Source organism: Bacillus sp. AK124 (assembly GCF_053903085.1).
Genome location: NZ_CP096378.1, coordinates 1493262 through 1514702, shown reverse-complemented (window position 1 = coordinate 1514702; position 21441 = coordinate 1493262). Strand labels below are relative to the sequence as shown.

The 21441-nt window shown below is 41.8% G+C and carries 21 protein-coding genes; 5 read left to right on the top strand and 16 right to left on the bottom strand.

The window, feature by feature from the left end:
* Positions 1-17: 17 nt before the first annotated feature.
* Positions 18-1172 carry a 2-methylaconitate cis-trans isomerase PrpF gene (gene prpF, locus M1E06_RS07600; protein ID WP_020452303.1) on the bottom strand — a complete coding sequence of 385 codons (1155 nt, stop codon included), beginning with the start codon at positions 1170-1172 and terminating at the stop codon, positions 18-20.
* Positions 1173-1634: 462 nt separating this feature from the next.
* Here prpF and M1E06_RS07595 point away from each other — a divergent pair, with 462 nt between their 5' ends.
* Entirely contained in the window at positions 1635-1976 is a 342-nt protein-coding gene (locus M1E06_RS07595; RefSeq protein WP_229029915.1) for a hemerythrin domain-containing protein, read from the top strand.
* Between the two features lie 85 nt (positions 1977-2061).
* On the opposite strand, the gene narI is transcribed toward M1E06_RS07595, so the two are convergent.
* The 5 genes from narI to M1E06_RS07570 are packed head-to-tail and all read right to left on the bottom strand — an operon-like array spanning position 2062 to position 10091.
* Positions 2062-2763, bottom strand: coding sequence for a respiratory nitrate reductase subunit gamma (narI, locus tag M1E06_RS07590; RefSeq protein ID WP_020452305.1), 702 nt, complete (start codon positions 2761-2763; stop codon positions 2062-2064).
* Positions 2764-2783: 20 nt separating this feature from the next.
* Positions 2784-3347 carry a nitrate reductase molybdenum cofactor assembly chaperone gene (gene narJ, locus M1E06_RS07585; protein ID WP_031304763.1) on the bottom strand — a complete coding sequence of 188 codons (564 nt, stop codon included), beginning with the start codon at positions 3345-3347 and terminating at the stop codon, positions 2784-2786.
* The gene (gene narH, locus M1E06_RS07580; RefSeq protein WP_020452307.1) at positions 3319-4869 is read right to left on the bottom strand and encodes a nitrate reductase subunit beta; all 1551 of its coding nucleotides are present in this window, start codon (positions 4867-4869) and stop codon (positions 3319-3321) included. Before narH ends, narJ begins: the two co-directional genes overlap by 29 nt.
* On the bottom strand, positions 4859-8542 hold the full coding sequence (locus M1E06_RS07575) for a nitrate reductase subunit alpha (protein WP_020452308.1): 3684 nt from the start codon (positions 8540-8542) through the stop codon (positions 4859-4861). The genes narH and M1E06_RS07575 overlap by 11 nt, the downstream gene beginning before the upstream one ends.
* A 52-nt stretch (positions 8543-8594) precedes the next feature.
* Positions 8595-10091, bottom strand: a complete 1497-nt coding sequence (locus tag M1E06_RS07570; RefSeq protein ID WP_020452309.1) for a nitrate/nitrite transporter — start codon at positions 10089-10091, stop codon at positions 8595-8597.
* A 309-nt stretch (positions 10092-10400) separates the two neighbouring features.
* Between M1E06_RS07570 and hmpA the strand changes: the two genes are divergently transcribed.
* Positions 10401-11621, top strand: a complete 1221-nt coding sequence (gene hmpA / locus M1E06_RS07565) for an NO-inducible flavohemoprotein (protein WP_020452310.1) — start codon at positions 10401-10403, stop codon at positions 11619-11621.
* A 702-nt stretch (positions 11622-12323) separates the two neighbouring features.
* Here the strand turns inward: hmpA and M1E06_RS07560 are convergent.
* Positions 12324-12917 carry a TetR/AcrR family transcriptional regulator gene (locus tag M1E06_RS07560; RefSeq protein ID WP_020452312.1) on the bottom strand — a complete coding sequence of 198 codons (594 nt, stop codon included), beginning with the start codon at positions 12915-12917 and terminating at the stop codon, positions 12324-12326.
* An 88-nt stretch (positions 12918-13005) separates the two neighbouring features.
* Here M1E06_RS07560 and M1E06_RS07555 point away from each other — a divergent pair, with 88 nt between their 5' ends.
* From M1E06_RS07555 to M1E06_RS07545, 3 genes are read left to right on the top strand one after another with little or no spacing between them, the layout of a single operon-like run.
* Entirely contained in the window at positions 13006-13716 is a 711-nt protein-coding gene (locus M1E06_RS07555) for a GAP family protein (RefSeq protein WP_020452313.1), read from the top strand.
* Positions 13717-13747: 31 nt separating this feature from the next.
* Positions 13748-13960, top strand: a complete 213-nt coding sequence (locus M1E06_RS07550) for a hypothetical protein (RefSeq protein ID WP_040037657.1) — start codon at positions 13748-13750, stop codon at positions 13958-13960.
* Positions 13953-15275, top strand: coding sequence for an ISL3 family transposase (locus M1E06_RS07545; protein ID WP_020452314.1), 1323 nt, complete (start codon positions 13953-13955; stop codon positions 15273-15275). The genes M1E06_RS07550 and M1E06_RS07545 overlap by 8 nt, the downstream gene beginning before the upstream one ends.
* On the opposite strand, the gene M1E06_RS07540 is transcribed toward M1E06_RS07545, so the two are convergent.
* The 9 genes from M1E06_RS07540 to M1E06_RS07500 form a co-directional block, all read right to left on the bottom strand.
* The gene (locus M1E06_RS07540) at positions 15221-15862 is read right to left on the bottom strand and encodes a response regulator (RefSeq protein ID WP_367303053.1); all 642 of its coding nucleotides are present in this window, start codon (positions 15860-15862) and stop codon (positions 15221-15223) included. The genes M1E06_RS07545 and M1E06_RS07540 overlap by 55 nt on opposite strands.
* On the bottom strand, positions 15837-16928 hold the full coding sequence (locus M1E06_RS07535) for a PAS domain-containing sensor histidine kinase (protein ID WP_043054405.1): 1092 nt from the start codon (positions 16926-16928) through the stop codon (positions 15837-15839). Before M1E06_RS07535 ends, M1E06_RS07540 begins: the two co-directional genes overlap by 26 nt.
* A gap of 10 nt (positions 16929-16938) precedes the next feature.
* On the bottom strand, positions 16939-17283 hold the full coding sequence (locus M1E06_RS07530) for a thioredoxin family protein (protein WP_096748253.1): 345 nt from the start codon (positions 17281-17283) through the stop codon (positions 16939-16941).
* Positions 17284-17319: 36 nt separating this feature from the next.
* On the bottom strand, positions 17320-18102 hold the full coding sequence (locus M1E06_RS07525; protein ID WP_023855296.1) for a sulfite exporter TauE/SafE family protein: 783 nt from the start codon (positions 18100-18102) through the stop codon (positions 17320-17322).
* Positions 18103-18156: 54 nt separating this feature from the next.
* The gene (locus M1E06_RS07520; RefSeq protein WP_023855297.1) at positions 18157-18384 is read right to left on the bottom strand and encodes a sulfurtransferase TusA family protein; all 228 of its coding nucleotides are present in this window, start codon (positions 18382-18384) and stop codon (positions 18157-18159) included.
* A gap of 31 nt (positions 18385-18415) precedes the next feature.
* Positions 18416-19546 (bottom strand): MBL fold metallo-hydrolase, encoded by a 1131-nt coding sequence (locus M1E06_RS07515; protein ID WP_216904335.1) that lies wholly within the window; start codon positions 19544-19546, stop codon positions 18416-18418.
* Between the two features lie 70 nt (positions 19547-19616).
* Positions 19617-20195, bottom strand: coding sequence for a sulfurtransferase TusA family protein (locus M1E06_RS07510; RefSeq protein ID WP_075213049.1), 579 nt, complete (start codon positions 20193-20195; stop codon positions 19617-19619).
* Between the two features lie 93 nt (positions 20196-20288).
* Entirely contained in the window at positions 20289-20771 is a 483-nt protein-coding gene (locus tag M1E06_RS07505; RefSeq protein WP_216904337.1) for a DsrE/DsrF/DrsH-like family protein, read from the bottom strand.
* Between the two features lie 145 nt (positions 20772-20916).
* The gene (locus tag M1E06_RS07500; RefSeq protein WP_009327831.1) at positions 20917-21177 is read right to left on the bottom strand and encodes a metal-sensitive transcriptional regulator; all 261 of its coding nucleotides are present in this window, start codon (positions 21175-21177) and stop codon (positions 20917-20919) included.
* Positions 21178-21441 lie beyond the last annotated feature (264 nt).

The window sequence follows — 21441 nt, the reverse complement described above, 5'->3', positions numbered from 1 at the left end:
AGCCCTTTTATGATCTGTTATTCTTGATCCGGTATCAGAACCAAGCCCTCCATTAATCTTCGAGCACTTCGGCTCATGGTTACTTTCTTCACTTCCCATCCTGCTTGATCATGAGCAGCTTCTGCACCCACTTTCAAAGTACCGGATGGATGACCGAAACGGAGCTCCGGCCTCGCATCCCCTATAATCCTGCTGACAATCGTTCCCGGTATTGCGGCCGCGGCAGCAATAGCTACAGCGCCTGTACCGGTCATGGCATGATGAAGCTTACCCATGGAAAGAATGCGTGCCAGAATATCGATATCTTCTCCATGTACTTCTTTTCCGTCAGATGTTGTGTAGCTCGCAGAGGTTTCAAAAAATGCGATTTTAGGTGTGTGCTGACGATTGGTCATTGCGTACTCCACGCTTTCCGCTAGACCCATCATCACCGCTCCATGGGCCCGAATCGCTTCAAAACGGGTCAATAGATCCGCATCGCCGTTGATATCTCCTTGCAGTTCAGTTCCCGATAATCCCATTGAAGACGCAGAAACAAAGACAGCAGGGTTTCCAGCGTTTATTAAAGTAGCCTCGACTTCTCCTACGCCTGGCACATGAATGATATCGATCGGATTCCCGGTCGGAAACATGTTTCCCCCATCGGCACCCGGATCAAGGAATTCAAGCTTTATTTCCGGTGCAGGGAAAGTGACTCCGTCCAGCGCGAAATCTCCAAGCTCTTGCACCTCCCCATCCTTCATCGGGACATGCGCCACGATCTTCTTCCCGATATTCTCCTGCCAGATATTGACCTCAGCCACGCCATCCAGCGGGGCATCTACCAGACCTCGAAATATCGAAGGACCTACAGCTGAAGTAAGATTCCCGCAATTTCCACTCCAATCAACCAATGGCTGTCCGATGACCACCTGTCCGAATAGGTAGTCTACATCACATCCAGGACGATTGCTTTTACTAACAATAACCACCTTGCTCGTACTCGATGTGGCACCACCCAAACCATCGATCTGCTGGCCGTAAGGATCTGGACTGCCTATTGGACGCAGTAAAACTTTATCACGTTTAGATGGATCGGTTGGCAAATCTTCTTTAAGAAAAAAGACACCCTTGCTTGTCCCGCCTCGCATATACATTGCTGGAATTTTGATTTGTTTTCCCCATTTATTCATCACTGTCGTTCCCTCCATGTTCTTTTCATAAAAAGAATGGATAGGCTCTTGTTAAAAGCACGCTCTAGCATCCTCATCATAAATATTTTATCTCAGTGTTTGAAATAAAAAAAATAACTATATTTGATACCCAGCTATTAAATAAGTGAATAACAGCGATCCTCCGTAAGAAAAAGCTCTGGCTGGCGACAGAATGGATATTAGTGATACATAAGGAGATTACCCAGCGCTTGAAACGCGATCGTTAACAGCGCCGACAGCTCCTAAAAACAGCGATTCTATGGATAAATCACTATGCAGAACTTGTTTGAAAATTATAATATTTGTTCATAATGGATATGAACATCCTTAGCGTATTTCGGGTAAAAAGGAGGGTTACTTTAATTGTCAGGTCCATCTTTGAATAAATTAGGTTCTCATAGATCCATCCACGATGGAGCAGTAACAGAAGGAAGGGATTTGATGGAGGTATTAGAACAGGTTTATGGCGAAAAACATAAAAAGCATGCTATGATTGCAGCAAGGGCTCTTCTCGAACATTGGGAAACCCGTACAATTGCACATGCGGATTCAGAAGAAGAGGGTTTATACAAAAGAAAGCTTGAAGAAAACCCGGATATCTCTCATACACTAAGCATGCTTAAGCGTGATCATGATTTACTTAGGATACTGGTAAGCGATATAAAAGAAGAACTGGATAAACAAGGGGTAAACGATGATGTAATCGACCGTTTTAAAGCGATATATGTTCTGGTTCAAATACATAATCGCGATGAGGAAAGCTATTTGCTGGACGGTCATTAAAAAACGCGCTTTTTATTCAATGATCATGAAATGAGCCACTCTTGAGTACTGAAGTGGCTTTTTGTGTTTGGGCAGGTTCATTTTTCTATTTAAGCGCTTTTTTCGGATTCATTTTTCTGAATACAATATACTTTCTAGATAAGTATTCTAAAGGCAGACTCCACACATGGACCAGTCTCGTGTAAGGCCATACGGCAAATAAAACAAATGCCGCCAAAATATGAAGTTGAAACCCGAGCGGTGCGTTCATCACTAAATACGGAGAAGGCTGAAAGCTTAAAATTCCCCTGAACCACGGACCTATTGTTGCCCGATAATCAAACTCTCCTCCTGTCGCTGTATAAGCGACTGTATTTGTAAAACCAACAACGGTCACTACTCCGATTAAAAGCAATACATAAAGGTCTTTCTTTGAGCTGTTTCTCCTTACCCTTTTACTTCTAAGCCGACGTACTGTCAATAAGGCTCCTCCGACAACCATCATCACCCCGGCGGCTCCCCCGAACCATACAGCGCCAAAATGATACATATGTTCAGTTATTCCGACTGCATCATAAAACGCTTTAGGAATCAGCACTCCTGCCACATGTCCGAAGAAAACAAAAATGACACCATAGTGAAACAGCGTACTCCCCCACTTCAATAATTGATCTTTTTGGATAAATTCACTTGATTGTGCCGACCAACCGAATTGATCTGTATTATAGCGATGAACATGTCCGACAACAAAAATGGTTAACGATAAATAGGGAATGATCACCCATAAGAAATAATCTAGTTCTGTCATAACAATCCCTCCAATTTGAGTCATCCCGCATGGTGATCCGCGTCTTTTTCACTAGGTGGCAAATGTGTTGCAATGGCTGCTACACAAGCTTTTAATAAAAAGCCATACGGATTATCCTCTTTTTCAAGCTCTGTCAGCAATAGGTCAATTGCTTTTTTGTGGATTAAAAACACCTTTTGAACAAAGTCTTTTTCCGCAATTGAGGCAAATTCTAATATAAGCGGTAAATAGTCGGGCAATTCATCATTTTTAATATAAAACCCGGCTTTTGCAAACTCCATTTTTAATTTTACAAAAGCTAGGCCGCGCTCTCTATTCTCTCCAAATCTTCCATGGGTTAAATAAAGCGTTTTAGGTTCGCTAAAATCAAACCACCGCACATAATTCTCGCACATCTCTTTAAAGGAGGTTTCATTTACATAGGTCAGAAACCGCCGAAGGCAGTACTTCATTCCTTTATCATTTATTTCATCAACAATTTGACTTGCTTCTTCCGATTCTGTCCATTCTTTATCCGGATATCTCAAGAATAATGAACAAAGCTTAAACACTAATCTATCTTCTTCCATCCATTGTGTTCCCATTTAGATCACTCCAATATTCTTCACTGAAGGCGTATAAATCTTCGTATTTTTCAGTGCCTAAACTGCAACCTGAGCAGCCCTCCATAAACTCGTACCCCGCTGAACCTTGTCCTGAATACATATTGCCTGCCTCTTCCCTGTGAGATTTTGGAATGACATAACGATCATTGTATTTCGCTATCGCGGATAATTCATACAATTCGACAGCGGTTTCTTCAGTTAACCCGGCGTCTTCAAGGATGGCTTGATCAAACGATTGCTTCAAGTTAACACTTCTCATATAACTCCTCATGGCAACCATTTTCTTTAATACGCGTTCAATAACTTTTGTATCCCCCGCTGACATTAAATTCGCAAGGTATTGGATGGGGATTCTGAACTGCTTGATCGTCGGAAAAATAATTCCGGGATCCAACATATCAATTTGACCGCCGAACGTATTGGTAATCGGACTTAAAGGCGGAATGTACCACACCATTGGCAAAGTTCTGTATTCCGGGTGCAAAGGCAGCGCCACCTTATGTTCCACAGCAAGCTTATATACAGGTGATGCTTGAGCCGCCTCAATCCAATCCTCCGGAATTCCGTCCTTCTTTGCTTGTTTGACGATTTCCGGATCATTTGGGTCCAAAAATAGGTTTAAGTGGGACTCATATAAATCCTTTGGGTCGGCAGCAGATGCCGCTTCTTCTATCTTGTCCGCGTCATATAAGACGATGCCGATGTAACGCAGGCGGCCGACGCAAGTCTCAGAACAAACTGTTGGCTGGCCGTTTTCAATACGCGGAAAACAAAACGTACACTTTTCGGCTTTATTCGTCTTCCAGTTAAAATAAACTTTTTTATACGGACAGCCCGACATGCAAAAACGCCAGCTGCGGCATGCATCCTCATCAACAAGAACGATGCCGTCTTCATCACGTTTGTAAATGGCCCCGGACGGACAGGAAGAAAGGCATGACGGATTGATACAGTGTTCACAAATTCTTGGCAAATACATCATAAAAGCTTGTTCATATTCTTGAATCACCTGTTCATCAACATTGTGCATGTTCGGATCCTTTTTGCCTGTATCATAAACACCCGCAAGATCGTCTTCCCAGTTCGGCCCCCACTTCAAATCGATGTATTCACCGGTAAGCTGAGAGATAGGCCTTGCAACTGGCTGATGCTTTTTCTGAGGACTTTTGATTAAATTTTCGTAATCATAGGTCCATGGCTCATAATAATCATCGATTCGGGTCAAATCGGGGTTGTAAAAGATATTCAGCAGCTTTTTGGCACGGCCGCCGGCTTTCAATTCAATCTTTCCGTTCTTCAACTCCCAGCCTCCGCGGTGGGTTTCTTGGTTTTCCCATTCCCTCGGGTAACCGACGCCCGGTTTTGTTTCAACATTGTTCCACCACATATATTCGGCGCCGCTACGATTCGTCCATGTATTATTGCATGTCACACTGCATGTGTGGCAGCCGATACATTTATCGAGGTTCATCACCATTCCAAATTGCGCTTTAATCTTCAAGCCAATCCACCTCGTTTCGCTCTAATTTACGAATAACGACTTGTTCATCCCTCTGGTTTCCGGTCGGCCCATAATAATTAAATCCGTAGCTTAGTTGAGCGTATCCCCCTATCATTTGTGTCGGCTTAACATGAATCCTAGTGGGACTGTTAAAAGTTCCCCCACGTTCTTTTGTTATTTTTGAACCGGGAACATTAATTGTTCTGTCCTGCACATGATACATAAACGCCACGCCTCTCGGTAACCGATGGCTGACGACGGCCCTTGCGACGACAACCCCGTTGCGATTGTACATTTCAAGCCAGTCATTATCACGGATACCAACAGTCTCGGCATCTTTATTATTCATCCATACATGCGGTCCGCCCCGGAACAGCGTAAGCATCGGCAATGTATCGTAGTATGTGCTGTGGTAAGACCACTTAAAATGCGGTGTTAAATAGCGCAGTTTTATTTCTTTGGTTGTTGATGCCGGACGTCCATCTTTATTATAGAAAGCAGCTTTTCTTAAAGGCGCTTTAAAGGTCGGCAGATCCTCCCCAAATTCACGCATGATTTCATGGTCTAAGAAGAAATGCTGCCTGCCGGTCAAGGTTCGGAATGGAATCAGCCGTTCTATATTGGTTGTAAAAGGCGAGTAACGGCGATTGCCTGTCTCTGTCCCGCTATAGACCGGAGATGATAAAACCTTTCTTGGCTGGGCTGTAATCTCGTCAAATGAAATGTGCTCTTCAGCCCGTTCTATGGCTAGGTCTTTTAATTTTTGCCCGGTTTTCTTTTCTAAAGTATCCCATGCTTTCATTGCGAGCGAACCGTTCGTCGTGCTGGATAATGTCAGGATAGCTTCAGCAGCGTTTCGATCTGCAGAGATATCGGGGCAATCTTTATATTCTTTTGTCGTTTTAGCTGTGCCTAAAATATCTTTCAATTCGTCATATTCCTCTTTAGCATCCCAGCTTAGTCCCTTGGCGCCGATTTTTTCCCGTATATTCGGCCCGAGCGCAATGAATTTATCGTATACTTTGGTATACTCCCTTTCGACGACGTGAATGCGCGGGAAATTCTCTCCAGGAACCGGTTCAACCCCATTATTTTTCCAGTCGGGGATTAATCCTAACGCCTGCGATGTCTCGTCTGAAGTATCATGGAGGAGCGGTGTAGCGACAATGTCCTTTACCGTCTCCGGCAGATATTTCTCGGCTAAAGATTGAAATGTTTTCGCCAGCTTTTTAAAAGTATCCCAATCAGATCGGCTCTCCCACGGCGGTGTAATCGCTGGATTGAAAGGATGAATAAAAGGGTGCATATCGGTAGAGCTGATATCATACTTTTCATACCAGGTTGCAGCCGGCAAGACAATATCCGAATACAACCCCGTACCTGACATTCGAAAATCCATATTGATAAGCAAATCAAGTTTTCCTTCTTGTGCAACAGATGCTGAATCTACCTCTTCTGTATGCAGGGATTGATCTTGTTCGCCTAAAATGCTTGAATGTGTACCGAGCAGGTGCTTCAGAAAATATTCATGCCCCTTTGCAGAACTTCCAATTAAATTCGCCCTCCATACAAATAACGTTTTCGGAAAATTAACAGGATTGCCCGGCTCTTCAATTGCGAATTTCATTTGACCATTTTTCATTTGATCAACGACATACTTCACAGCTTCATCATTATTAGCTGCCTTTGCCTCTTCGTACAACGTAATCGAGTTTTTATTAAATTGCGGATAGGAAGGCAGCCACCCTAATCGTGCAGCGAGTACATTATAATCTCCCAGATGATGATATCTGGGCTTCTCGACTAACGGTGAAATTAAATCTGAGGATTTTTGATCCTCATAACGCCATTGCTCTGTCACGAAATAAAAGAAAGATGTTCCATTTTGTAAACGCGGCGGACCTCCCCAGTCACGTGCCATCGCCACAGTTTGCCATCCTTCAAGGGGGCGTACTTTTTCCTGACCGACGTAATGCGCCCATCCTCCTCCGTTTACTCCCTGGGAGCCTGTTAACAAAACTAGATTGAGAATCGCCCTGTAAATGGTATCAGAATGATACCAATGGTTAATGCCTGATCCCATGATAATCATCGACCGTCCCTTGCTATCAACCGCATTTTGGGCGAATTCTCTTGCAATTTGAGCGGCTAGTTTGCGGTCAATACCGGTTATTTGTTCTTGCCATGCCGGTGTGTATGGCTTTGGATCGTCATAGTCTTTTGGATAATCACCGGGTAATCCGCGATTTACGCCAGTTTGCGCAAGCATGAGGTCGAAAACGGTTGTGACGTAAACAGACTCTCCGTTTTGTTGAATTTCCTTGACTGGCACTCCTCTTGCGATAATTTGCTTTTGTTCTTGACCAAAGTAAGGAAACTGCAGCAATACAGTTTTGTCTTCTATCCCTAACAAGGAGAGTGCAGGCTCAAGATCTCCGAGCTGATTTTCAGTATCTTTCAGGTGTAAATTCCACTCCCCTCCTTCCGACCAGCGATGGCCGACGGTTCCATTAGGTGCAGCACATTGATTGGAGTTTTTATCAAATACAATCGTTTTCCATTCAGCCTTGTTTACATTCATCCCCAGGTCGCTTGCACGCAAAAACCGGTCTGTTTTATAGTGATTGCCATGCTTTTTTAATGTAATAAGAAAAGGCAAATCAGTATATTTCTTGACGTAATCTTCGAAATAGGGCGTTTTTTGATCGACATAAAATTCTTTGAGAATAACATGGGTCATCGCCATCGCCAACGCTGAATCCATACCTGGACTAACGTTTAACCAATGATCGGCAAATTTAACAAACTCAGCATAATCCGGGCTAATAGAAACTACTTTAGTGCCGTTATACCTTGCTTCAACATAGAAATGGGCATCAGGCGTTCTCGTTTGCGGCAAATTAGAACCCCATACCAGTAAGTAGCTGGAGTTATACCAATCAGAGCTTTCAGGAACATCCGTCTGTTCGCCCCAAACTTGCGGCGATGCAGGCGGGAGATCGGCATACCAGTCGTAAAAGCTGAGCAGCGGCGCGCCGATTAAATTCAAAAACCTCGCCCCGCCCGCATAACTGACCATGGACATTGCCGGGATCGGCGAAAAACCTACAATGCGGTCGGGGCCGTATTTTTTGATCGTAAAAATTAATTGAGCGGCAATCATCATATTTACTTCATCCCAGTTTGCCCGGACGAATCCGCCTTTACCGCGCGCTTGTTTATAAGCTTTTTGCATGCCGGGATTCTCAGAAATCACTTCCCATGCCTCGACCGGATCGTTCGTTTTTTGCATGGCTTCTTTCCACACTTTTAACAAAGCGCTTCTCACATATGGAAAACGAACTCGTATCGGGCTGTATGTATACCATGAGAAACTCGCACCGCGCGGGCATCCTCTCGGCTCATATTCAGGCATGTTCGGACCGGTAGTCGGATAGTCTGTTTGTTGTGTTTCCCACGTGATGATTCCGTCTTTCACATGAACTTTCCAGCTGCAGGAACCGGTGCAATTCACGCCATGAGTGGTGCGAACCACCTTGTCATGCTGCCACCTTCTGCGATAGTATTTTTCAGACTCGCGGTCTGCACTGGATAACGTACTATGATTGTTTAAATCAGCGGTGCGTCCAAAAAAAGTCATCTTTTTGAGCAATGGGGAAATTTTCTTCTTCATGACAACACTCCCTTTCGATCGTTTTATGAAGTCCATTACAAAACGACTTCTTTTATGTTTTTTGAGAAATATCACTAAAGATTGCTACAAAATACATGACTTCGCCGGCATCATTTTTAACGGCACTGATTGTCAACCATTCGAGATATTCTTCTCCATTTTTACGCTTATTCCAAATCTCGCCCTGCCAATACCCGTTTTCCTTGAGTTTCTTCCACATCTCTTCATAAAAATCTCGATCATGTCTTCCAGACCTTAAAAGCCGCGGGGTTTGGCCGACAGCTTCTTCTTTTTGATATCCGGTTACAGCACTAAATGCGGGATTTACTTTTTGAATAACGCCTTTAGTGTTGGTGACCATTACACCCTGTCCAGTACTTTCAACAATGTTGTCCGCAAGCCTAAGCTTGTCAGAATAAAACATCCAAACAACTATAATTAAGCTTGCCAAGGCAAACTCTGATAACGCCATGAAACCAATGGCATAATTCCCTGTCATCTGATTGACTGCGGTTAAAATGAGAGGCGGAAAAAATCCCCCAAGTCCTCCCATGGCGGAAACAATTCCATTCACAATGCCGCCTTGTTTTGAAAAATAGAGTGGCACTAGTTTAAACGTGGTTCCATTTCCGATTCCCGAACAAACCGCCACTGTTAAAACTCCAACGGTATATAATGTCATCGTTGGAGAAAAAGAGAGTAGCACACCAGAAATCGTCAATCCTGAAAATACGATGATAAGAACCTTAAATGGATTGAATTTATCCCCCAGCCATCCTCCAAGCGGGCGAAACAACGTACAAATCGTGATAAATCCTGCGGTACGCAATCCTGCATCAACTTCGCTAAGATTAAATTGAGAAACTAAAAAATTGGGAAGATATACGGTAAATGCAACAAATGAGCCAAATGTTATAAAGTAAAAAAGGCTGAGAAACCATAGTTTTTCATCCCGATAAACATTGAGGATTTGCTCCTTTAAAGCTGTTTTAACTTTTGGTTCATGTTTATCGCCCAATAAGAAATTGAGAGCAGCCAATATGATCAGCGGAATGAGAAAAAGCCTGACAGTAACTTCCCATCCCAATTGGTTTGCAAGGATCGGCGCACCAAATGAAGTAAACGCTGTTCCGATGTTTCCGACTCCGTATATCCCATTGACAAATCCATGCCGATCTTTTGAATAGTACTTTGTCAAAGAAGTAACTCCGACAGAGAATATTGCTCCGCCAATACCTAAAAAAAGACCGGCTATTAATAAGTCGTTAAAAGAATCAGCGAGGCTTAAATAATAGACCGGCAGGATTAAAAATAAGAGGCTTACAAGAAAAACCCGCCTCGCGCCAAACCGATTCGTCCAATAGCCTATCGGAACCCGAAGAACAGATCCCAATATTACCGGAATTGCTGTCACCCATGATAATTGCACTGATGAAAGTGCGATATCCTTTTTGATATATGTCATTAATGATGAAATAATGACCCATACCATAAACCCCACAATCAAGCTGAATGTTTGAAGAGGCAGCTGTATGTTTGTTTGCTTCATTTCAGATGACCTTTCTTATAATTTCACGTTATTTCCATAATTCCCAAACAGGTACTATTTATGCATTCCTCAATGAATCCGTTTTTTGGTGTTTTAGGATTCTTAAATAGCCTCCCGGAACACAGTTTCTGTGAAAGAAATTGATAATTCGAGAGCAGTATTGTTGAAAAAGATGTCCTTCACTTAAGAAAAGAATGAAGTTGACAAAAGAACCTGCAACATCCTATGACTGGATATCACATGTTTATTTTGCTTGTTTTGTATATTTCGTATTTAAGAAATCAAACTAAATAAAAAGGAGGGAATATAGTGCTTGATGAGAAAACAATCAAAATTGTGAAGTCAACTGCCCCAGTCTTAAAGGAGCATAGCCATGAAATCGGCAAACGTTTTTATGAATTATTATTTTCAAAAGTGCCTGAGTTACACAATTTGTTTAATCAAACAAATCAAAAGCGCGGTATTCAACAAGAGGCTTTGGCGTATTCTGTGTATGCCGCTGGCGAAAATATCGATCATTTAGAAGCGATAGATCCCGTTATCAAAAGAATTACTGAAAAGCACCGAGCAATCGGCATAAAACCTGAACAATATCCAATTGTGGGCGCAACTCTGCTCAATGCTGTGAAAGATGTGCTGGGCGATGCGGCAACAGAAGAAGTGCTTGGAGCCTGGAAAAAAGCTTACGATGAAATCGCAAAAGCTTTTATCGATATAGAACAAAAGCTTTATGAAGAAACTGAACATCTGCCTGGCGGCTGGAGTGGCTATCGTGATTTTCGCGTTGATCAAAAAGTGGAGGAAAGCAGGCTGATTACATCATTTTATTTAAAGCCGGAGGATGGTAAACCAATCGCTTCTTATAAAGCCGGCCAATATTTAACTTTACAAGCAGAGATTCCAGGTGAAACGTATACCCACATCCGCCATTACAGCCTTTCCGACGCTCCCGGCAAAGATTATTACAGAATCTCCGTCAAACGTGAGGAAGGACGCGGAGGCGCACCGGCTGGCATCGTCTCAACGTACTTGCATCAGCAAGTGCAAACAGGCGATATTCTCAAATTTTCCGCTCCGGCGGGCGATTTCGTCATTAGCAGCAAAGATTTGCCGCTTGTTTTGATCAGCGGAGGCGTCGGCATCACACCATTATTAAGCATGTTAAATACGGTGGCTGAACAACATCCCAACAGACATGTAACATTTATTCATTCAGCAAAAAACAGTGAGTTTCACGCTTTTAAAGAACATGTTGAAAAATTAGCTGAAAAGCATGAGAATATCCGGTCATTTGTGTGCTACGAAGCACCTGCCTCCATGGACCGTTCTCTACTAAACTTTGATAAGGAAGGTTATGTTGACCTGGAGTGGCTTCAGTCCATCCTGCCGGGAAAGGATGCCGATTTTTATTTTTGCGGCCCTCTTCCCTTTATGAAAGCCATTAACGCTGCCCTCAAAAAATGGAACGTATCAAAAAACAACATTCATTATGAAGTGTTTAACCCTGTCGCGATTTTAGAGGAAGAATAAAAAGGAGAGAATTTAGGACGTTGTAAACTATAAAAGGCCTCCCATGAAAAAAGAATACCCTTAAGATTTTTTGCACATTCTTAGGTTCCCCTGACATGCTAAAGGACTGAATACTTCTTCAATTCAGCCCTTTAGCTTAATGACTTAAGCTTTTGTCTTATCATAACGATAAAGTACAGGTTGCAAAATAAATAAACAAAACACAATCCAAATAAAAAGAGAAAGCCACTTTAATAGTGAATCCCATCCGCTCCAAAAAGACATAAAATAAAGGATTGGCAAAATAAAAATCAAACTAAAAAGCAATTTTGAAGCTGTTGTTTCCTTTAGCGGACTTTTACATCTGGGACAAGTTGGCCTCTTTGTTCTAATCAGTTTAGAATTTTCTCTAAAAGTAAACGGTTTCCTGCATACTGGACATTTACTCATTTTCCCGCTCCTTAACAGGGCTTACTTTGTAAAAACAAGCTTGAGCTTTGTTGTTTGCTTTGTTTTTTCTTATAATGCCATGTGGACTTATGCTTATATTTATATTGTTTGTAACACATGCTTCCATCTTTGACAGGCTTCGAAGTTCTGTATTGCTTGATTTTCACCTTTATTAATTTAGGCTCTTCGGATTTTATGGTGGGATTCTACTTCTTTTCACTGTCGAGTCATTCCACAGGGGTTATTTAGAAAACAAGTGTTTAACTTATTATATTATTGATTGCAAAGTTCATTTAAGTGGTGTGTAATAATTTGTTCTGCTTTTTCAATTGTGAATATATCCGGTCTTAAAAGAGCATGAATGGATATGCCTTCAATGATGACAGCAAGTCTTAATTTTTCGATTTCAATATTTATGGTTTTATTTATACAACCTGCTTTTATTAATATTTCAAGCAGTGCTTCCATTAAAATATATTCTCCTTCAGTTAGTTCATCTTTTTTTGCGTTCAAAGCTGCACTAGTAAGTGAGCGGATGGCAAAAACTAGCCAAACACCCGTTTCAGTTTGTTTATCCTGACTCACCGGAACTAATTCTAACAACGTTTCACGTACCGCATTAAGAGGGTTTGTTGACCAGGATATATTCTCCGACCTTTCTCTCCCGCGAGCAAGAAAATATTCCATGATAAATAATAGTAATTCATCTTGGTTTGAGAAATAATGTCTTAGTGCTCCGGTAGACATTCCAGCCTCAGATGCGATTCTGCGGATAGATGCTCTTTCAATGCCTTCCGTTTTGATAATTTTCCAAGCCGTTTCAGCGATGATCTTCCTTTTATGATCATGATCAACGATTTTTGGCACTTAAATCACCTCTTGCTTTTATTTCGCACACTGTGTTATTATCATTTTATCACAGTGTGTGAAATAAATAAATAAGGAGGATATTTAGGTGCTTGAAATCATTGAATCATTAATTCCTACCAACATAGATTTCACAACAGCACTCCTCATTATTGTGCTCTGTGCTTTCATTGACATTTTAAGCCCCGGGGTATTGGCCATCACAGCTTATATCCTTCTAATACAAAGAGAAAAATTGGCATCGCGTTTGATGGTTTTTTTAATATCCACACAAATTTGCTATTTTATGGTGGGTATCTTGGTTTACCTGGGAGTTGGGCAGATAATTGGTTTTATAGAAAGCGTGACTAACAATCAAATTTCAAGTTGGTTTTATACGATACTTGGAGTTGTCCTTGTACTCATTAGTTTTTATAAGCCTAAAAAAGGAATGGAATCCCGGTTTTTAGAGTGGTTACCTAAAGAATTATCAATAAGTGCGATGATTATACTCGGTATTATTGTATTTGCGATCGAGTTTACCACAGCCTTACCGTATTTTTACTCGATATTATTAATGGATGGTTTAGCGTTCAATACCGGCTTGTCCATAAGTATTTTACTTGGCTATAACGTGCTTATGGTACTTCCTTCAATCATATTATTGTTCATTTATATTCTATTTAGAGGTTGGATACAGAATAAGCTTGAAAAACTAAAAACAAAATTATTAAAAGCTCCATTGTCTTCTTTATTAGTGGGAGTGGCAGTTATTGGAGCTGTTTTATTCAATATCGGCATTAGGGGAATTCTATCGTGATATTAGTTATTTGGAAAGGGGATGTAGTGTTATGAAAGAGATTGCAAGCGGTGTAAGTCTACTTCTATTAATCCAAGGAGTTGGAGGTATCATAAACCGATTAGCAGGTGGGGGACCAAGTTGGTTTCTCGTAAATTACATCGAGGCTTTGCAAGGGTATGAAATTATAGCCAGTATGGTGTTAGTTATACTGGGAGCAATTATTGGTGTAGGTTCTCTCAAAATAAAAGGTAAAGATGACTAACCTATTATCTCTTCAAGACCTCATAGTTATTGAACCACCACAAGAAAATGAAAGCGATATGTTGTTTAAAGTGGAAGCAATCAACCCACCAGAACGTTGTCCTGAATGTGGTTTTGACAAGTTATATAAGCACAGTTCACGAAAGCAATTGATTATGGATTTGCCCATTCGTTTAAAGCGAGTGGGCTTACAATTGAACCGTAGACGTTATAAGTGTTGTGAATGTGATTCTACCTTCTGGGAACGCCTTATATCCATTGACGAAAAGCGTAGTATGACCAAAAGGCTTGTAAAAGCTATCGAAGAACAATCCATGTCAAAAACCTTTGTAGAAGTTGCAGAAAACGTTGGTGTTGACGAGAAGACCGTCAGGAACGTTTTTAAGGACTACGTATCATTCAAAGAGCGAGAATACCAGTTTGAGACTCCTAGATGGCTTGGGATAGATGAAATACACATTATCCGTAAACCTCGCCTTGTATTGACTAACGTTGAACGTAGGACTATCTATGACATCAAGACCAACCGTAACAAGGAAACAGTCATTCAACGCCTTTCAGAAATCAGTGACAGGACCTATATTGAATACGTCACAATGGATATGTGGAAGCCTTACAAAGATGCTGTTAATACCGTCTTACCACACGCGAAAGTGGTTGTAGATAAGTTCCACGTTGTCCGAATGGCTAACCAAGCCTTAGACGGTGTTAGAAAGGCTATCAAAGCTAAAATGACAGCTTTGGAAAGGCGTACCCTTATGCGTGAGAGGTTTATCCTTCTAAAGCGTAAACACGATTTAAATGAGCGTGAAGCATTTCTCTTAGATACTTGGTTAGGTAGTCTGCCTGATCTAAAAGAAGCCCATGAACTCAAAGAAGAATTTTACTGGATATGGGATACCGATGATCCTGAAGAAGGCAGAGACCGTTACAGACTGTGGAGAATACATTGTATGTCCAGTAACTCCAAAGACGCTTATAAAGATCTTGTGAGAGCTGTAGACAACTGGCAAGACGAAATATTCAACTACTTCGATAAAAAACTTACAAACGCTTATACAGAATCTATAAACAGTATTATTAGGCAAGTTGAACGAATGGGTAGAGGTTACTCATTTGAAGCGTTACGAGCCAAAATACTGTTTAATGAGAACCTCCATAAGAAACGTAAGCCACGATTTAATTCAAGTGCTTTCAGCAAGGCTATATTATACGACACTTTCAATTGGCATGAAGTAACAGACCACGTCATAACAGGCAACTATGGTGTTGATTTTTCCACACTTATTAAGAAATTGGAAAAGGGTGAATTATAAGCCCTTTTCCACCAAATAATCCGAATACCCGTTTTATGATTTTCGACGGTTTTGACGCTGATTGAGAGTTTATCGGCAATCTCCTTATTGGCATAACCCAGCACAATGAATCTGAGAATCTCCTTTTCGCGAACAGTTAAAACAGAAGGCGGCTTTTGGGACTCTGAATTCAGCCATTGATCAATGATGTCCTGCGATACAGATGTCTTATAATAGAGATTTCCCCTGTACACTTCGACAATCGCCTGATAAAGCAACTGATAATGACTGTTTTTCAAGACGTATCCATGGGCCCCCGCCTCTATCGCTTTTTGGATAAAAATTTCTTTATCATGCATTGTCAAAATCACGATTTTAACAGAAGGGTTCATCTTTCGGATCGCAGTGCTCGCTGTGAATCCGTCCAACCCGTTTGGCATCGACAAATCCATCAGCACGACATCCGGTTTCAACTGTCCGGCCTTAAAAACGGCTTCGTTGCCATTGTTGCTTTCTCCCGCAATTTCGATTTCAGAAAAACCTTCCAAAAGCACACGGATGCCCTTGCGGATCATCATGTGGTCATCGACCAGCAATACCTTGATCACTCCCCCTCCCCTCCTTGTCCTGTACTTTCACTTTAATTGTCGTTCCTTTCTGAAGTGCGGAGTGAATTCGAAGGCTTCCTTCCATCTGATTGACTCTTTCTTCCATATGTTTGAATCCCAAGCCTTCCTCTGTCAGCCCGCGATCAAAACCAATGCCATTGTCCTGAATCATCAAAATAAGCTCGCCATCTTCTTTGTACAATATGACCTTAATATGTGTCGCCTGCGAATATTTCAGGGCATTATGCAGCGCCTCCTGAATGATGCGGTATAAATTGATTTCCAAAACCGGCAGCAAGCGAATGCTGACATTGCTTGAGGCAAACGTAATAGAAACATCCTGATGAGTCTTGTTTAAGCTGGACACAAGGTGCTTGACAGCAGGAATCAGCCCCAGCTGATCGAGACTGTGCGGCCGCAGCTGAAGAGAGTAGAGCTTGACGTCTTGGATCGCTTTTTCCAGTTCATCGATGATTTCCTGCATGTACTCTCTAAATGTTTCTTCCTGCTCCATGCGCGATTGAATCGCTTGAATACCTACTGAAACCGAATAAAGCGATTGTCCTACGCCATCGTGCAGTTCCTGGGCCAGCCGCTTGTGTTCGTTTTCCTGAGTTTCTAGCGTTTTTTGCAGAACCAGCTTGGAGATCCGCGCTTCCTCTTCCTTTTTCTTTATCGTTAAATCTTTCAGGACCAAAAGAACTTCCATTTGATCGCCGTTTTCAGAAATGACAGCCGTACTCATCTCCATGTCAACGAATCGTCCCTCATATGTGGGCATCGAGGAAAGAAAATAAGGAACTTCCCGCTTGGCCAGCAAATAACAACGCTCTTCTCCCGCTTCCAATTTTCTCGTTTGGCAGTAGGAACAGTACGGAACCTTGTCACCTAATTTCCATCCCGTCATCTTCTCTGCGGACGGATTCATCACCAGAATTCTGCGTTCCTGATCCATCATGATGATTCCATCCTGCAAATGGTCGAAGATCTGCCTTAAATAGCCGCTTTCCATTGACTTTCCTTCTTCTTTATACCGTTCAAAAAAAGTCGGGTTTTGACACATCATGGCCCCTCCCTCAGCTATCTATTACCTCGTACAACTGATAGATTCTTTTTAGCTTCTGTTCAAGCTGTTCAAAATGAACAAAACGCGCTTCTCTTAGACATTCGGTTCCCTCAATAAACAAAAGAAGCACAGGAACTGTGAAAACTGAAAACCTGCCGGCAACCTCCTCCACTATGTCAGCATTTATATGTCCTAATTTGATCTTTGGAAAGCGGGCCAACAGCGCTCTAAGCTGAGGCAGAACAGCGTGACATACTGTACATTGAGGCCTTGATATATATATAAAACTTAATTTATGACCGGTTATAAACTTCTCAATTGCCACCATTGAAGTCAGCTCTGTAATCTCTTTCATCCAATCCCTCCTTCAAAACGGATCATACAGAAATCCTTAAATACGGAAGATATCAACCCAAATTTTCACTGTTGTAAGCAAAATAACGAATATCAAAATACCTTGAAGAACTTTGACATTCATTTTCTTGCCAATGAAAACACCGATCGGGGATGCAATTAGACTGGCAGCCATTACAATCAAAGCCGGCAAAATGGGCACCTGTCCGAATATAAGTTTTGTGGCTGTTGTTCCAACCGATGAAATAAATGTAACTGCGAGCGATGTTGCGATTGTGATTCGTGTAGGTATTTTTAAAACGACTAACATGAGCGGAACAAGCAGAAAAGCTCCGCCCGCACCGACTATGCCCGAAGTCAAACCGACTGCAAAAGTCATGATTGAGGTTAATATCTTTGGAAAGCGAACGTGATCACTTTGATGAGCTTCTGTTCCTGTCTTTGGAATAAACATCATGATGGCAGCGATAATCGCCAATAATCCGTAAACCAGGTTTATGGCGTCTTCAGAGAAAAAATGTGACCCATAACCACCGATCAGACTGCCGATCAAAATACTTAATCCCATGATGGAGATCAGTTCTTTATTTAAGTAACCGTCTTTCCGGTAAGCCCATACACCGGAAAATGTTGCAACAAAAACCTGGGCTGCGACAATACCTGAAACCTGGTGAGCATTAAAACCTGTAAACCCTAATAACACAGGAATATATAATAATAGAGGGTAATTAATTATTGCCCCGCCGACACCAAGCATTCCGGACATAAAAGAACCGACAAATCCGATGAAAAATATGAGAAGAATAAAAGAGATGTCCACCGGCTTTCCCCCTTTTCTTCAATAAAAAGGGGAATAGTCCCCCCTTTTATCACCTTAACCTTTTTTAAGCCAAAACTTTAGTACACCATCTTCCTCAGTACCTTGAAGCAACTCATGACCGCCTGACTTCGCCCATGCTGTCAGATCACTTTTTGCCCCTTTATCAGTGGCATGTACTTCTAACACTTCTCCGGATTGCAATTCATCCATCGCTTTTTTTGTTTTCACAATTGGCATCGGGCACGCGAATCCTTTAGCATCTATGACTTTATCTGATTTCATGTTTTATCTCTCCCTATCTTCAAATCTATATTCATCCATGAACCGCACAACGGTTTGGTCCAATTTCCATCTCACTTTGTCTGTCAGCATCAGGCATTATTCTGCCCATGTTGGTTTGCCGAATTTCCCGATAGGCATTTGGCTGTGGCGGCAGGTTTTCTGATACAGCACGTCTGAACTCATTTTCATCCAGATTTAAACCGGCATTCTTTTTATATACATCACTCAGCTTAGCTTGAACCTGCCCTTGATCGCCTAATTCACTGACTGTCGAAAAGTGAGCTGGAAGAACAATCAAGTCACCTGATATTTGTTTGTATTTTTCATGCAACGTGTTACGTAAATCCTCTGCCCAGTCCCCGGCTTTTCCAGCCAAGTCTGGCCGGCCGATTGATTCAACAAATAAAATATCTCCTGTTAACAAATAGTGATTATCAACAATTAAAGATGTGCTTCCGATCGTATGGCCCGGTGAGTAGATAGGCTCCACTTTCATGCTTGTGTTTCCTATCGAAACATCATGACCTTCAATTAACGATTCATGCGAAAATCGCACTTCCTCTGCATCTTTTGGCGGCAGGTAGTATGCGGCTCCTGTACGCTCACGCAGTAAACGTGCGCCAGAAATATGATCCGCATGTAAATGTGTATCGACCACATGTTTAATTGTAACGTTTCTCTCTTTTGCAAAATCTATATATGCGTCTACAGTACGAGCAGGGTCCACTACCATTGCTTCTCCGTCAGTCTCAATAAAATAGGATAAACAGCCTTTCCCCATTCTTACGAATTGATAGATCGAGCCTCCTTCTTTCAAGTTTCCGATTTTTACAGGATGTAAAAATTCGCTCCACGCCTTCATGCCGCCTTCAAGCGCAAAAACTCTTTCAAAACCGGCATCCACTAAATGCTGTGCAACCATCTCTGAAGACCCTTGTTTGGCACAAGCCACTAAAACATCTTGATCTTTAGGAACTTGGCCTGCAATCTTATCTACACCATCAATTAAATCAAAATACGGAACATTTAAATGCTCAACCCGGCTGCCCTCGATTTTCCAATCACTAAAGGCATCTTTATTTCGTACGTCTAAAATAAAAAACGATTCTTTTCTTAATAGCTTTTCGGTTACTTCTTTTGGTGAAATGATTGTAAAGTCCACTTCTAAACCTCCTTAGATTGTTAGCATCTCATTGGCATCATGTTGCAATGGTCGCAACTTTTGCAGCCGTTCAATTTATTGATCCTTTTTCAATAGGCCCTGACCACTCCTCCATTCCCCGCACCACATTTTCAACGTCTTTAAAGCCGTTAGCTGCAAGCTGTTTAGCTGCCAGATCGCTTCTATTACCTGTACGGCAAACAACGTACATTTTCCCGTCTCTATTCAGTTCATTTGCTCTTTTTTCAAGTTCACCTAATGGGATTGAAATCGCTCCTGGAATATGGCCGAGACGGTATTCTGCAGGTTCCCGAACATCAACGACTGTTATCCGTTCTCCCGCCTCTACCTTTTTTTGAAGTTCTTCATTTTGAATCACATAAGGAAACGTTTTTTCTTTCTTTATTTCCGAGTGACCTGCTTTACGAAGAAAATGCTTTAATATATCTCCGTCTTCTGTCGTCCCGAGATACTGGTGGCCGCTTCCTTTTGCCCATGCCTGTATATCAGCAAGAGACCCTTTATCAGTAGCATGCACTTCAATTACCTGCCCCGGTTCTAACTCATTAATGGCCTTTTTCGTTTTTACAACGGGCATTGGACAAGCAAGCCCCTTTGCATCTAACACGCGGTCAGATTTGATGTTCATCAATCATCCCTCCATACTCATTTTCTGTATCACGGTTCCATTTGATCGCTCCGGCAACCATATTCCTTAAAGCACCGTTTAATTTGGAGACCGTTATATAAATAAATTCACTTTTGCTTCGTTGGCATCCCCGAGATATGTGGCAACTCCTGCATAATCAATACCATCGATAAGTTCTTCTTTTTGCAAGCCTAACAAGTCCATTGTCATTGTACAGGCAACAAGCTTAACTCCTTGTTCTTGGGCCATTTCAATCAGCTGAGGCAGAGACAGCACGCCGTGCTTTTTCATGACATGTTTGATCATTTTAGGCCCGATACCGGCAAAATTCATTTTAGATAATCCGAATTTCTTTGGACCCCGGGGCATTATGAAGCCGAACGCTTTTTCAAGCGGCCCTTTCTTTACTGGCACCGGTTCATCTTTTCTTAAAGCGTTAAGGCCCCAAAATGTATGAAAAATTGTTACCTCATGATCATAAGCAGCGGCTCCATTTGCAATAATAAAAGCGGCAATCGCCTTATCTAAGTCACCGCTAAATAAAACAATGGTCGTTTTTTCTTTTTGGTCTGACATAGATCAACCCTCCTATTTATACTCATACCCGTATGGGTATGTAAAAAATAAAAAAATATAAGCTTCAGCTCTTTATACCCTTAAGGGATTTTATTTTAACCAGGGGGGGTGTACAGAGGCTGTATTATCAACAGCCATCTTAACACTATCTGCTTTTAACCAATAAATTAACGGCTTCTTGAATGAGGTCTTCGGTATCTTCTCCTCTTTCGATTTGAAGGCGAACGCATTTCTCCAAGTTGCTGCTGACAACAACACCAATGGCGCGATCTAATGCGGAACGAACCGCTGACATTTGGCTTACGAGCTCTTTACACTCTTTTCCTTCATCCATCATTTTTAATATCCCTCGAACTTGACCCTCAACTCGTTTGATCCTATTTTTTAATTGATCATCGTATTCCATCAGATTACCTCCCATTTTCTTATGATGATAGCATATCATTTTTATCAACAGTTTCGCGAAACCGTTACTATGCGGATATGAACTGTCCTGCATTTCTGTCATATTCGTTAAGAATCCAGCCTGTGACGACTTTTTGTACAAAACAGCCTATCTCCCGCACAATACATATACCCCTATGTGTATAATATACTGAACTGCTGAGGATAAATCAAATTTTAAGCTTCTGTCGCGGACCCGAGCGCTGATGAAGATGTTTCATGTGTT